Origin of the sequence: Thiopseudomonas acetoxidans (assembly GCF_030362935.1) — a bacterium.
Taxonomy (GTDB): domain Bacteria; phylum Pseudomonadota; class Gammaproteobacteria; order Pseudomonadales; family Pseudomonadaceae; genus Thiopseudomonas; species Thiopseudomonas acetoxidans.
On the sequence record NZ_JAUCDY010000002.1, the window covers coordinates 201,369 to 214,514 of the forward strand.

Below are 13,146 nucleotides of genomic sequence, written 5' to 3' on the forward strand. Positions count from 1 at the left end.
TCATGAACAAAAACCGTAGTGGGCTGGTGTTAGCCCTGTTCATCTTTGCTGGCTTTTTACTCTGGTCAGTGTCTATCCGCCAAAGCCTATTGTTTATCCTTGGCATTGGTTTGGGCTTAGTACTGGCTGGCATGCGTTTTGGTTTTACCACCGGTTGGCGCAACCTCATTGAAAACCGCGATCCTAGTGGCGTTTACGCGCAAATACTGTTGTTAGGCATTGCCGCCGCCATCTCGTTACCCTTGCTCGCGGCCTTCCCTACGGAACTGAATGCCGCACTAGGACCACCCAGTATCAGCCTGCTAGTTGGCGCGCTGGTGTTTGGTGCTGCGATGCAAATTGCCGACGGCTGTGGTTCTGGCACACTGTACAAGGCAGGCTTGGGCATTCCTCTGAACATGGCCATCTTGCCAATGTTTGCCCTCGGCAGCTTCTTGGGTTCGGTTCACCTTGGCTGGTGGCTCGAACTGGGTAAATTACAACCCGTTAGCTTACTCAGCTCAGCAGGTTTAAGCGGTGCTTTAATTTTAACCTTTGTCGGCTTAGCTATATTTGCCGGCATCAGCTGGTGGTGGAGTAAAGGCGCTAAAGTTGCCCGCCCTGCTTTTAATAAAACGCTCTTGATCGGTGCGGTTTTACTGGCGGTGCTGGCCGTTACTAACTTGGTTGTTGCGGGACAGCCGTGGGGCATTGTCTATGGCTTTGGCTTATGGACTGCCAAGGTGGCTCAAGCTGCTAATCTGTTCGACCCCAGTGTTAACACTTTCTGGAGCCAAGCCACCCATGCGCAAGCACTACAGCAATCAGTGTTTTTGGATCTCACCACCATTACCAACCTTGGGATTTTAGCCGGTGCCTTGTTAATTTTTTCTGGCAAAAAAAGCGACTCACAAAGCAAGCTCACCGCCAAGCAATGGCTGGTCGGTATCTTGGCTGGTTTCCTGCTGGGTTACAGCTCACGCCTAGCGTTCGGCTGTAACGTTGGCGCCATGGTCAGCGGTATCTCTACTGGCAGTTTACACGGCTGGATTTGGGTAGTGCTGGCTTTTCTAGGTTCTTTAGCGGGTGTACGCATCCGTAAACATTATGGATACTAATCATGACGATACTCTGCAAACCACGCGTGCTAATTTTTTGGCTGGTATTGATAGGATTTTTTGTCTGGGATTGGTACAGCTCTGAACCGGTCAATCTGCGCATGGAGCCGCCCGTTATTGCGCTAGGCTCAGGTCAAGCACCCTCAGGCGCGCACTGCGCTAGTTTCTAGCGTACTAGAACCTGAGTAATTCACTGCGGACGACCAGCAGTGTTGCTGGTCGAACCAAGACTATACCAACCCGCTTGACATCCTCCCCGCCCTAAAGGACGGGGATTCCCTCTACAGGACGGCCATGCCCGACCGCAAGAATGTTCTTGGCCGCATTGATGTCGCGGTCGTGAGTGACACCACACTCACTGCAAGTCCATTCTCTTATTCGCAAACCTGATCTACCCTTCGGACTACTGTCGGAAATGCAACCGCAGCACGAGCAGGCTTGGGTGGTGTACGACTCGTTGACCTCTTTAAAAACAATGCCTGCGTGAGCGCATTTGTATTCCAGCATTGTTTTCAGCATGGCCCAGCCAGCGTCCAGCACTGACTTGGCCATCTTGGTTTTGGCCAGCGAGGATGATTTCACATTGCCAACGTAGATTTCACCCGCACGGTTCACCAGTTGACGGCTGAACTTGTGTAAGGCGTCTTTGCGCCGATTGGCAATCTTGGCGTGAATGTTTTTGACACGTTTTTTCTTTCCTGCGCGTTGTGCAACAGCCAGCTTCGACTCCAGATCACGGTAGAACCGGCCTGCCTCTAGCTTGGTTCCGTCCGAGCAGGTGGCGGTATCTTTCAGACCAAGGTCGATACCGATCTTGTCTTGACCGGCGGGCATGTCCGCCTCAACTTCAACCACGACATTGAAATACCAGCGACCACGGGCGTCCTCGTTGAACGAGGCAGACTTGAACGTGTACAACGCTAGGTCGTAGCTGTCCCAGACCTTGAAGTAGTGTCCGTTGTAGTACACCTGCCCGTTTTTCCACTTCGCCATGCCGGTATTGATTGGAACCCAACCCAGCGAGCGGCGAGCACCCCCGGATTTACGCCAGTTGAGCCGCGCCTTCTTGAACTGCTTACGGCGGATAACGTACTCAGCACCCACTTTCTGAACCGTGTGGCTGTGCAGCCCCAGTTCTTTGTGTGCGCCTTGGGTGTACTTCTGAATATCGTAGGCAGACAAAAACACACCCTGCTCTTTGATAGAGCGGTGACTGAGTTCGTTCACATAATTCCAGACAAAGTTAACCGACCGTGCCATTTGATTGAGCAGCGGACGGTGCTTGTCTTTGACTCGAACTTTGAGGGTCTTGGTGTGTTTCATATCTTCGATTATAATTGGGCTATGAAAGAAAACAACCCATACAGAACAGGCAGGCACTGCGTTTTTGAGCTACATGCTCATTTGGTCTTTATTACAAAGTACCGAGGCGTAGTGTTCACTGATGAACATCTTAGGTCGCTGGAAAGTATCTTTCGCAGCGTGTGTGAGGACTTTGAAACGGAGCTTGTGGAGTTTAATGGTGAAGCCGACCATGTTCACCTGCTGGTGAACTTTCCACCGAAGGTGTCTGTATCGAAACTGGTTAATAGCCTGAAAGGTGTGTCGAGTCGGAGGCTCAAGCAACTGCACCCAGAGCTAATCAAGTCTGCGTATATGAAGAACGCGCTATGGAGTCCCAGTTACTACGCCGGCAGTGTTGGTGGTGCGCCTATTTCAGTGATACGCCAATACATAGAGCAGCAAACCCGACCCTATTAAGGAAGGCTACAGCCTTCCAGCGCTATCCTTCCCCGCACTAAAAGTACGGGCTTGTCGCGCATTTTGGTCAGCAGCCTACTAACAACAGGTGGAGCTCCGGAAGCTTTGCAGGCTAAGGCACCGCTAGTCACAAAAAAGCAGCCTGTACTTGATTGCGTCCCTGCTGTTTTGCTTGATACAGCAGCGTATCCGCTTGAGCAAATACTCTTTGCAGGCTCAGTTCAGAGCTGGCTGGGAACTCGACCACCCCAACGCTGACCGTCACTTGCAACGCTTTCATTTGTTTACAAAACTCTGCTTGCTCCACAGCTTGGCGGATTCGCTCGGCAAACTGCTGCATGCCCTGCGCAGCATCAGGCTCCAACATACCGAAAACAACAAACTCCTCTCCTCCCCAACGAAAGACCCTGTCAGTCATACGCGCATGCTGCACTAACAACTGAGCAAACTCCACCAACAGCATATCGCCAACAAAGTGGCCATATTCATCATTAACTTTCTTGAAATGGTCTATATCTATCAGCATAAAGCCTAATGTTTGTTCCAGCCTTTGCGCCAAAGCACGCTCGCGACTAAATTTGGCTTCTAACGTGGTTCTATTCAGCAGCTTCGTTAACTGATCATGGGTTGCCATTTGGGCAATATGCTTTTCCAAACACTCAAGCAACAAGCGGCCAAGCTCTTCACTGGTCTGCTCAAACTCTTGTAAATATAGGCTGACTTGCTCAGGGCGATGCTCAGCTGCCTGATGGACAATAATAGTGCTGAGTTCATGGGCCCGTTCATGCAACGCATCAAACGTTTTACGTTCCACTGAGCGGTAGTTATCTTCTTTCAACCAGCGGGTCAGATGGCAACTTTCAATCGGCAGTGGTTCAACTACAGTATCCAAGCCTTGCCCTAAAGCTAATGCAAATACCTGATATTTCCAGCTCTGATGCTTTACATAGGCTTTTACCAAGTCGCTCGGTAAGTTGCTTGATAAGATAGAAAACACCTGATTAATACGCTGACTTTCGTATTCGGCGGCTTGTTTTATGTGCACCATTTTGAACAGCAAAGTACGCACTTCAACGGACAAACTAATGCATAAATCAACCACTTGGTTTAACAAGTAAGCCAAGCGGCTATAACCAAAGGAATTGCCATAGCTGGTAACCAGCTGGCGAACCTTGTTATACAGCAACACAGCATCGGTATCGCCAAGACCTAACTGATACCAGTTAAGTGTCTGGCGATACACCACGGTATAGAGGTTCTCTTGGTATTCACCGCCGATTACAGCCTCATAAAACCCATCAAGCAAAAGCTCATGGCCGGGAAGCAAGTATCCGCTACAGTGTCTTTTGCCCCAACGCTGTATTTGCTGATAAAAATTTTTATTCTGACTGAGCAGCTGTTTCGTGTAGCTTTGTATTTCAAGCTCGTGTTCGGGCTTTAATTCAAGCTTTTCTTTAAGTTTTTCAATTTTACTTAGCATTGCTTTCCCAGCTAAATGCTAATAACCACCTGTCATCAGCATGCCATTAAAACGCCACAGCCTAGCTTTTACGACAAATAAAATCTCTAACAGGTGCACAGTTTTATAATTGCCCTAAAGCTGCCAATCAATAGAGGTCTGCCCCGTCTGCAGCAAAAACTTATTGCACTTACTAAAATGGCCATTGCCTAAAAAGCCGCGGTAGGCAGATAACGGCGATGGATGTGCTGAAGTTAGCAATAGATGTTTTCGCGTATCGAGCAAATCCGCCTTGCTGCGCGCATGCGCACCCCAGAGCATAAACACAACATGTTCGCGCTGCTGGTTAACCAACTCAATAATACGATCAGTAAATCGCTGCCAGCCCTGCTTAGCGTGCGAGCCGGCCTTGGCTTGCTCAACGGTAAGAGTCGTATTTAACAGTAACACCCCCTGCCGCGCCCAATGCTCTAAACAGCCATGTTCAGCTATGGGAATATTAAGATCGCGCTGCAGCTCTTTATAAATATTCTGCAACGACGGTGGAATAGCTACGCCTTGAGGCACTGAAAAACTTAACCCGTGAGCCTGCCCTGGTCCGTGATAAGGATCTTGCCCCAAAATAACCACCTTTACTTCGGTTAAAGGTGTTAGATTCAGCGCGTTAAAAATCAAAGGGTTAGGAGGGAAAATCTCTTTACCCTGTTTTTTTTCTTCACGCAAAAAACTGCTCAGTGAACGCATGTAAGGCTGTTCAAACTCGTCCAGCAATACGGCCTTCCAGCTTGCCTCAAGCTGCACTTCTCGTTTTGACACAAAACCTCCCATCACTAGCTGTTTTATTTTGCTTTGCCGCTTTATTATACCTAGAGTTAAAACATAAGCAGCTTTCGACTAACGGAGACTTTCCAGCAACTAACAAAAACAGCAAAGTCGAGGCATTATTCTGTTTCGTTGCAGATTTAATAAGGAGATTTCACTTGATCCGTATGATTTTAGCTTTGGCTCTTTGGCTGGGCATTAGTATCACTGCGATTGCAGAAGAGCCCATCATTATCGGGCTTAACTTTCCGCGCACCGGACACTATAAAGAAGAAGGCTTAGCACAAATGCGCGGCGCATTGCTGGCCATTGATGAAATTAACGCCAAGGGCGGGCTACTAGGGAGACCTATCAAACTTATTACACGTGACACTGCTTCCAGGCCAGAAAAAGCTGCACGCAACGTCGATAGCATGATAGGAGAAGGTGCCGTTATGTTGTTTGGTAGCGTTTCCAGCGCTGTAGCCGTAGCTGCTGCGGAACGTGCACGGCAAAATAAAACCATTTATTTTTCAACCATTGGCTATGCTAACGATGTCACTACCGAAAAAGGCCATCGTTACATATTCAGAGAAAGCACCAGCGCTACCATGTCGGCTCGTGCGCTAGGCGAATACTTAACACTGAATTTCCCCAATAAAAAATACTTCTATATCACTGCCGACTACAGCTGGGGACATAGTTCAGAAGAGTCATTGCGTAAAAACACCAACACACAAGACACCAACACCCATCCAGGTGTATTAGTACCTTTCCCCTCCGCTAAGCAGTCTGACTACAGCAGCGCGTTGAAAAAAGCAGAGGAAAGTAATGCCGAAGTAATAGTGTTAGCGCTGTACGGTCATGATCTAGTACGCGCCATGCGCACTGCCGACACTATGGGACTGAACCGCAAAACCCAAATTGTCGCACCCAACCTAACCCAAACCGTTATTGAACAAACAGGTCCAAGCCTTATGGTGGGCGTACTAGGTACTGAGCACTGGTTTTGGCGCGTGCCGGAAATTGAAAAGTCAGGCACGGGGTTAATGTTCACTAAAAACTTCAGCGACAGGTATGGTCTTTACCCCGCCAGTGCCGCAGCTTCGGCTTATACGGTCATATATCAATGGGCTGACGCGGTAAGTCGCAGCAAGAGCTTAGACAGCGCCAACGTCATTAAAGCGCTGGAAAACCACGAATATCAACTCTTAAAAGACAAAGCACAATGGCGCGGTTTTGATCACCAAAATGTGCAAACCGTCTATGTGGTAAGGGTTAACGGACGTGAAACCGTTGTTAGACACCCATCGCGTCAAGATTATCTAGAAGTCGTTCACAGCCTTAGTGGTGATAAGGCAGCCATCAGTCATGATGAATGGAAAGAACTACGCAAAGCCGCTAAGCAGCCCGATACGCTACGCTAATACGCAGCAATTCAGGCATAAAAAAGGTTGGCTTAGGCCAACCTTTTTATTTCGCTAAATACATACCTGATTAACGATTCATATCATATTTGCGCATTTTTTCCACCAGGGTTGTACGTCGAATACCCAAGCGTTCCGCTGCATGCGCAACGACTCCATCCGTATCATCAAGTGCCTGCTGAATTAAAGCGCGCTCAATGTCTGCCAAGTGCTCACGCAAATCCAATCCTTCAGCGGGCAACACATTTCCCATTGGCGCAATAGGCTCCGGCTCTTCAAGCAGCGGCGCCTGCAAAGCAGCGCGCTCGCTTAATTCGTCCCGCAGCTCTCTAATTCCGCCATCTTCTTCCAGATAGCGAAACTTCTTGGGCAGTTCATTCACACCAATAACACCATGGGGATACATAATCGCCATGCGCTCTACCAAGTTGGCTAGCTCTCGCACGTTACCGGACCAGTCATGCTCACATAAAGACATAATGGCAGCTGAGTTAAACCGAATAGAACCACGCTTTTCGCTCTCCATACGCATGACCAGCTCGTTAATAAGCAGTGGTATATCTTCCGAACGCTCACGTAATGGGGGCATTTCGATAGGAAACACATTTAAACGATAAAATAGATCTTCACGAAAGTCTCCGGCTTCAATCATTTTCTCCAGATCTTTATGTGTGGCTGCAACGATACGTACATCTGCCGTTTGCGTTTTGGTACTGCCTACCCGCTCAAAAACCCGCTCCTGTAAAACCCTAAGCAACTTAACTTGCATAGGCAGCGGCATGTCGCCCACTTCATCTAAAAACAACGTACCGCCTTTAGCCATTTCGAAACGCCCCGCTCGGGTGCTTATCGCCCCCGTAAACGCGCCTTTCTCATGACCAAAAAGCTCACTTTCCAACAGTTCTGCAGGAATAGCGCCACAGTTAACCGGAACAAAAGGTCCATCCTTACGCGAGGAACTATAATGCAGGTTGCGTGCTACAACCTCCTTACCCGTCCCTGACTCGCCGAGAATCAACACATTAGCCTCAGTGTCTGCTACCTGCTGCATCATCTGTCTAACTTTTTGCATGCAGCGGCTAGTTCCTACCAAGCTGCGAAACAAATGCGTTTCACGCTGGTTGCGCCGCTCATCTACCTCAGCATAAACATCCCGATACACCTGCGCCCGGTGCAAGCAGTCCACCAATCTGTTGTAGGTGGGTACGGGGGACAAAGAGTTCAGTATTCGTTGTCGATACTCAGCCGGCCAATCGTTAGGCATATCGCCAAAAACAACCAAGGGCAAAAACTCATCCCACTGGCATAATTCCTTAACCAGCGTTAGAGCTTGCGCGCTGTCTTGCATAGAAACAAACGCGCAGAGTATCTCGCGGGGATTGGATAGTTCTTTTACCGCATCACGCCACTTGGAGCTATCCGCAGCAATAAACTCTTCATCCATAAAGTTAAAAATATAAGCAATATTTTGACGCTGTTGCGGATCATCTTCGATCAGCAGAAGTTTAGTTTCACGATGCATACTGGCCAATTCATAGTCAGTTTAAATAAATACCGTAAGTTGATTACGGCGACGTGTGTACAGTTAAGTCAATTTACTATGGAATGTCAATTTAATGGCATACTTATTTTAATGCTTATGTATTTTTTTGACACAAGTCAGAAAAGCATACGCAACAAAACAAGCAATCATAAAAAAACCAGCGGCATAGGCGCTGGTTCTCTTATTCAATTCTTAATCTAAGCTGTCATTCAAAGAGCTGATAAATTTTTGCGTTTTTTTTTGACTGCTGAATCTGTACCAGCTCACTGGCTATACGCTGCTGCTCAGATTGACAGGAAGCAACCAAGTCACGGTACAAGTCCAATAATTCCTGCATTTTTTCACGCAACTCGTCGGCTGCGCTGTGCGGATCGGCCAGTGCCTGATCGACCGCTTGCCGGCACTGCATATCTAAAGCACCTATTGCTTCCCAGTCTTGATTTTCCAGCGCTTCACGTAGCGCTGTTCCAGACTGCTGCAATTGCAAAACTGCTGCATTCATACTTGAACCCTCTTGGGGATTATCAGGCCGCAATTGCGTCCCATCCCTCTTTCACTTCACGCAACAAACTGGAAACTTCTTCTAAAATGAGCGGATCATTTTTCAGGTTAGCTTCCATAAGACGTCTAGCCATATAGTCATACAGGCCGTCCAAATTTAGTGCTATTTCGCCACCCTGCTCAAGGTCAAGGCTCTGGCGTAAACCATTAACGATACCAATAGCCTTACTAATTAACTCACCCTTCTCAGCAACTTGCCGACGCTCCATGGCACCACGAGCCTGAGCCAAGCGAGTTAAGCCACCTTCCATCAGCATTTGAATTAAGCGGTGCGGATCCGCGCCTGCTGCCTGAGCTTGTGTATTAACGGATTGGTATTGCTGTAAAGCTGTCATCGCATTCATTTGTTCGTGCTCCCATGTTTTGCGGATTACTCTATTTATCGACAACAGCACCACTTTCTTTAAAAAATAATTCTAGAAACTGCTTCATTTGACTGTAAAAAATCCCAATAAAACAAAGCCACTACAAACATTCTAGCCTGGAGTCTAAATGAGTAGTGGCTTATTGGTACAGATGTTTCTAAATCATTTTTATAGCTGTGCTGGCTCTTTTGCAGGGTCAATTTCAGCCCAAGCATCGCGAATCTTAACCACCAACTCCTGCACTTCTTCCAATGTTTTAGGGGTTTTATCTACAGCTACGTGTGCCAAGCGGCGCGTCATATAATCATACAAAGCATCAAGATTTTCTGCCAACTCACCACCCTGTTCTTTGTCTAGGCTATCCTGTAACAGGCCGATAATAGTGAGTGTGGTATCAACCGCCTCACCACGCTCTGCATGATTGTTTGCCTGCTGCGCAGAAATCGCAGCGGAAATACGGTCGAGCGCACCATCAAGCAAAACCTGCACTGCTTGATAAGGTGTTAAATCTTGTTCTTGGCCTACGTTGCTATATGTATCTGTTGGGTTTGTCATGCTTTATTAGTCCTTTCGTGACATGCCAGGCAAGCTAGCTAGAGATTGCATTAGACTACTGCTGGTTGAATTTAATTGACCGACCAGAGCGTCCATTGCGTTAAACTGTTTGAGCAATCGAGCCTCAATTTGTATTGAGCGCTCATTTAAGCGCTCTGTTTGTTTCTTGATATCGGAACGGGCTAAATCAAGACTCTTTTGTCTTTCACCAATAATACCGGTTTTGCCCGTGTAAGCATCTATTTTGCTATCTAAGCGAGACATCAAGCCGTTATCACCAGCAATAAACTGCCCTACTTTATCAAAATTCTGTTCAAGTGCAGCATCTAATTTTTTATCATCGATTTTTAATTTGCCGTCTTGCTGGGTAGTGATGCCTAAGTCCGCCAGCACCCGCAAACCTTGTGCTCCAGGCATTACATTACCTAGCTCTGCACGCACACCATTTAACAGGCTACGCACTGTAGAGTCACCCACCAAACCGCCTACCACCGGTGCTTTGTCATCGCCGACCTTGGTGACTGCGGTTAACTCTTTGGCGACAGTCATAAATTCATTATAGGATTCGACAAATTTCTTTAACTGATCTTTAACACCTGAGCGGTCCTCACCAACGGTAACTGTCAGGGGTTTGCCTTCTTCAGTTTTACCTTTAAGAGTGAATTCAACATCAGGGATAACGTTTGCAACTGTGTTGGTTGCGCTCTCAAGCGCCAAACCATCAATACTAAATTTAGCATTTGCGGCTTGCTGTAAGTATCCAGCACCGCCATCCTCGGCTTTAATGTCTTTTGTGCCGTCGACATTAAAGTCTGCTTCGCCAATTACACCTGCCAGCGTTCCGGTCATCACAATATCTTTGCCTGCACCCGTTTCTTTCGAGCTAAGCACAATCTGCGATGTACCGCTGGCTGGGTTATTAACAATATTAGCTGTAATGCCCTTGTCTTTAAGCTGCTCATTGAGCGCATCACGTACATCCGTCAAACTTGAGCCATCAGCAATGTTGACGGTAGTTACCTCACCATCGGAGCCCAGCTTAACTTCTAAAGAACCAGCGCCAGAGGCTTTAAAATCTGTTGCAACCGCTTTTGTCGCTACTTTACTGCTGGTCGCCAAGCTCGTCACTTCTACACTGTAAGTGCCAGCGGCTGCAGTTTTGCTAGCAGTCGCGCTGAGTGCCGAGCCATTAGAAGAAGCCGCTTTCATATTATCGAATAGCGTCATCTTATTAAGCTCTTTCATGGAGCTTTGGAAATTACTGAGCGCACTCTGCAATTTACCTAACGCAGAAAACTTGGCTTCAGTGGTCTTCTCCTGGCGTTGAAGCTGGGCAGCTTTGGGTGCTGTTTCTGCCTGCACCATTGAGTTGACCAAGCCTTTAATATCTAAGCCTGAGCCTATTCCTGGAATACCTGCCATGTTAACCACCTTCGTCATTCTGACGTTTGTTGCGTATTAGAGAGCTGAGCGTTAGCTAACTGATCAGCTAAACACTGCACACTTCTCACTGAACACTTTACTGATTCTGTATCTTGCTGTCATTAAGCTTTAGGCGCGTGCCTCAAACAGCAAACTACGCATCTCATCCAGTCTTTCGGCCAAAACGAGCGCATCTTCAGTCGGCATCTGACGAATAACCTCGCCCGAGCCCGCATCCATAACCTTTACCACTGTCGTACCTGTTGCGTCATGGATGGAAAAATTTAAATTCCGCTGCATGACACTGACTGCTTCTTGCATTTTATCAACAATTTGTTCCAGCTCTTCTTTACTGCGTTCAGCTTTGCTTACTTGGGTTTTCTGTGCTTGTTGCGTTTGAGCTACAGAATCCTCTTTGCGGCCTGAGCGCCCTAGCATCTGTGTTTCAGCAACAGTGGGCTGTCGCTCTTGCACTGTTCTAGGCAGCACGCTGAAGTTGGTATTAATTTCCATAACTCACCTCCGAGTTCATAATATAGGCGGGGTGGCGTGCGATAACCACGCTCCCCCGTCAGACTATGCAACTCTCAGATGCTCGTTACTGCAGCAAACTAAGTACCGACTGCGGCAGCTGGTTGGCTTGTGCCAAGATAGCTGTTCCAGCCTGTTGCATAATTTGGTTTTTACTCAATGCTGCTGTTTCGGCCGCAAAATCAGTATCTTTAATTCTTCCTCGTGCGGCAGAGACGTTTTCTGCAATATTCTGCAAGTTTGCGATGGTGTTCTCAAATCTATTTTGTACCGCACCCAAATCAGCACGTTGCGCATCAATTTTCTGGATGGCTTGGTCAATGATTATCACCGCAGTTTGCGCACCAAGTACAGAGTTAATATCTATATCTGATACTTTGTTTTCAGTTGCCGCTGCTGCCGCTAGTGCCACGTTTTTTGGCGCTGTTGTGGCTGCATTTGCATCCGCTTCTGCAGCCGCCAAATCTGGACCACTGCCAAATTTAAGCGATGAAATTTGACCTGCACCGGTACCCGAGGCTAGGGACGTTACCAAATCAAATGCACCGTCATCGTTAGCAAAGGCACCTATACCGATATTAGCATCGTTAATCACTGTAGCCAGCGCCTGTACCTGTTCGGCTTGAGTCGCACCTACTTCAAATTTCGCTGAAAAAGTCTTAACTTCACCACCTGCCATTTGCACCTGAACCGCGATTACACCTCCTGATGCTGCTGGAGTTCCTGCAGTACCTAGAGCGTCAGCTGGAATAGTTCCGGTACTGAATTTAGCCTCTAACGCTTTACTGCTCATTTCATCCAGCTTAACAGTAATGGTTTCGTTCGCCGCCGCGCCCACCTGAAAGGTGGTGGCTTGGAAGCTGCCGTCCAATAATTTCTTACCACCAAAACTAGTGGTGTTAGCAATACGATCAAGCTCTTTTTTCAGCTCTACAACTTCTGAGTTAAGCGCTTTACGCTCTTCAGCGCTGTTTGAGCCGTTTGCTGCTTGCAATGACAAGTCACGCATGCGCTGTAGGATAGTGGTGGATTGCTCCAAAGCACCCTCTGCAGTTTGCGCCATCGAGATACCGTCGTTGGAGTTTTTCACTGCCACACCCATACCATTAATTTGGCTGGTCAAACGGTTAGCAATCTGCAAGCCGGCGGCGTCGTCTTTCGCGCTATTAATACGCGAACCTGTAGACAAACGCTGCAACGAAGTGGCGAGCGCATTAGTAGAGGTATTTAAATTACGTTGGGTATTCAGTGACGCAACGTTAGTATTTACTGAAAGTGCCATAGTCTTAGCCTCCAGGGCTGATGTTTAAGTAATCAGACGTGCTGCTTGGGTATGCCAATTGCATGTCCCGAATACTTAGCTATCGTCTTCATTTTTCATCTTTAGTTATCGTTAGCGTCAAAAATAACTCTCTAGCTTGGAAGTCTTGTTATCGCCAAAGCTTTGACAGCCATTGGTGACGCACCTAATACAAAGCAGAAAGTGTGCCAACTTTTAATTTAACGTTTAAGACAAAACAATTCCTTTAACATCAATGACTTGAAAACAAGCACTGGTAACAAAATTTAATCCTAACCTGCGTCAGCATTCTTTTTTTCTGGAAATTCTTTGCCGCTTACCCTG

Annotated in this window: 14 protein-coding genes; 4 read left to right on the top strand and 10 right to left on the bottom strand. The window is 47.4% G+C overall.

The window, feature by feature from the left end; all coding sequences use genetic code 11:
• The first annotated feature begins 2 nt into the window (after positions 1 to 2).
• Together QEZ41_RS02980 and QEZ41_RS02985 are read left to right on the top strand one after the other, a co-directional pair.
• Positions 3 to 1,097: a YeeE/YedE family protein gene (locus tag QEZ41_RS02980; protein WP_289409896.1), complete on the top strand. Its 1,095-nt coding sequence runs from the start codon at positions 3 to 5 to the stop codon at positions 1,095 to 1,097.
• A 2-nt stretch (positions 1,098 to 1,099) separates the two neighbouring features.
• Entirely contained in the window at positions 1,100 to 1,267 is a 168-nt protein-coding gene (locus QEZ41_RS02985; RefSeq protein ID WP_289409897.1) for a hypothetical protein, read from the top strand.
• 91 nt (positions 1,268 to 1,358) lie between these two features.
• Here QEZ41_RS02985 and QEZ41_RS02990 read toward each other — a convergent pair whose 3' ends face one another.
• Complete coding sequence (locus QEZ41_RS02990; RefSeq protein ID WP_289409898.1) at positions 1,359 to 2,420, bottom strand: RNA-guided endonuclease InsQ/TnpB family protein; 1,062 nt, start codon at positions 2,418 to 2,420, stop codon at positions 1,359 to 1,361.
• A gap of 21 nt (positions 2,421 to 2,441) precedes the next feature.
• On the opposite strand from QEZ41_RS02990, the gene tnpA reads away from it, so the two are divergent.
• Positions 2,442 to 2,858: an IS200/IS605 family transposase gene (tnpA, locus tag QEZ41_RS02995; protein ID WP_289409950.1), complete on the top strand. Its 417-nt coding sequence runs from the start codon at positions 2,442 to 2,444 to the stop codon at positions 2,856 to 2,858.
• Between the two features lie 127 nt (positions 2,859 to 2,985).
• Here the strand turns inward: tnpA and QEZ41_RS03000 are convergent, their stop codons facing one another.
• Complete coding sequence (locus tag QEZ41_RS03000; RefSeq protein WP_289409899.1) at positions 2,986 to 4,338, bottom strand: GGDEF domain-containing protein; 1,353 nt, start codon at positions 4,336 to 4,338, stop codon at positions 2,986 to 2,988.
• A gap of 114 nt (positions 4,339 to 4,452) precedes the next feature.
• Positions 4,453 to 5,133 (bottom strand): uracil-DNA glycosylase, encoded by a 681-nt coding sequence (ung, locus tag QEZ41_RS03005; RefSeq protein WP_434556780.1) that lies wholly within the window; start codon positions 5,131 to 5,133, stop codon positions 4,453 to 4,455.
• 167 nt (positions 5,134 to 5,300) lie between these two features.
• On the opposite strand from ung, the gene QEZ41_RS03010 reads away from it, so the two are divergent.
• Positions 5,301 to 6,545, top strand: coding sequence for an ABC transporter substrate-binding protein (locus QEZ41_RS03010; protein WP_434556783.1), 1,245 nt, complete (start codon positions 5,301 to 5,303; stop codon positions 6,543 to 6,545).
• A gap of 70 nt (positions 6,546 to 6,615) precedes the next feature.
• Here QEZ41_RS03010 and QEZ41_RS03015 read toward each other — a convergent pair whose 3' ends face one another.
• The 7 genes from QEZ41_RS03015 to QEZ41_RS03045 form a co-directional block, all read right to left on the bottom strand.
• Positions 6,616 to 8,067: a sigma-54 dependent transcriptional regulator gene (locus tag QEZ41_RS03015; protein ID WP_289409901.1), complete on the bottom strand. Its 1,452-nt coding sequence runs from the start codon at positions 8,065 to 8,067 to the stop codon at positions 6,616 to 6,618.
• Between the two features lie 226 nt (positions 8,068 to 8,293).
• Positions 8,294 to 8,590, bottom strand: a complete 297-nt coding sequence (locus QEZ41_RS03020) for a flagellar protein FliT (protein ID WP_289409902.1) — start codon at positions 8,588 to 8,590, stop codon at positions 8,294 to 8,296.
• A 22-nt stretch (positions 8,591 to 8,612) separates the two neighbouring features.
• Complete coding sequence (fliS, locus tag QEZ41_RS03025) at positions 8,613 to 8,993, bottom strand: flagellar export chaperone FliS (protein WP_289409903.1); 381 nt, start codon at positions 8,991 to 8,993, stop codon at positions 8,613 to 8,615.
• Between the two features lie 189 nt (positions 8,994 to 9,182).
• Positions 9,183 to 9,569 (bottom strand): flagellar export chaperone FliS, encoded by a 387-nt coding sequence (gene fliS, locus QEZ41_RS03030; protein WP_289409904.1) that lies wholly within the window; start codon positions 9,567 to 9,569, stop codon positions 9,183 to 9,185.
• 6 nt (positions 9,570 to 9,575) lie between these two features.
• Positions 9,576 to 10,991: a flagellar filament capping protein FliD gene (fliD, locus tag QEZ41_RS03035; RefSeq protein WP_289409905.1), complete on the bottom strand. Its 1,416-nt coding sequence runs from the start codon at positions 10,989 to 10,991 to the stop codon at positions 9,576 to 9,578.
• Positions 10,992 to 11,120: 129 nt separating this feature from the next.
• Positions 11,121 to 11,504, bottom strand: a complete 384-nt coding sequence (locus QEZ41_RS03040) for a flagellar protein FlaG (RefSeq protein WP_289409906.1) — start codon at positions 11,502 to 11,504, stop codon at positions 11,121 to 11,123.
• 85 nt (positions 11,505 to 11,589) lie between these two features.
• Positions 11,590 to 12,804, bottom strand: coding sequence for a flagellin (locus QEZ41_RS03045; RefSeq protein WP_289409907.1), 1,215 nt, complete (start codon positions 12,802 to 12,804; stop codon positions 11,590 to 11,592).
• Positions 12,805 to 13,146 lie beyond the last annotated feature (342 nt).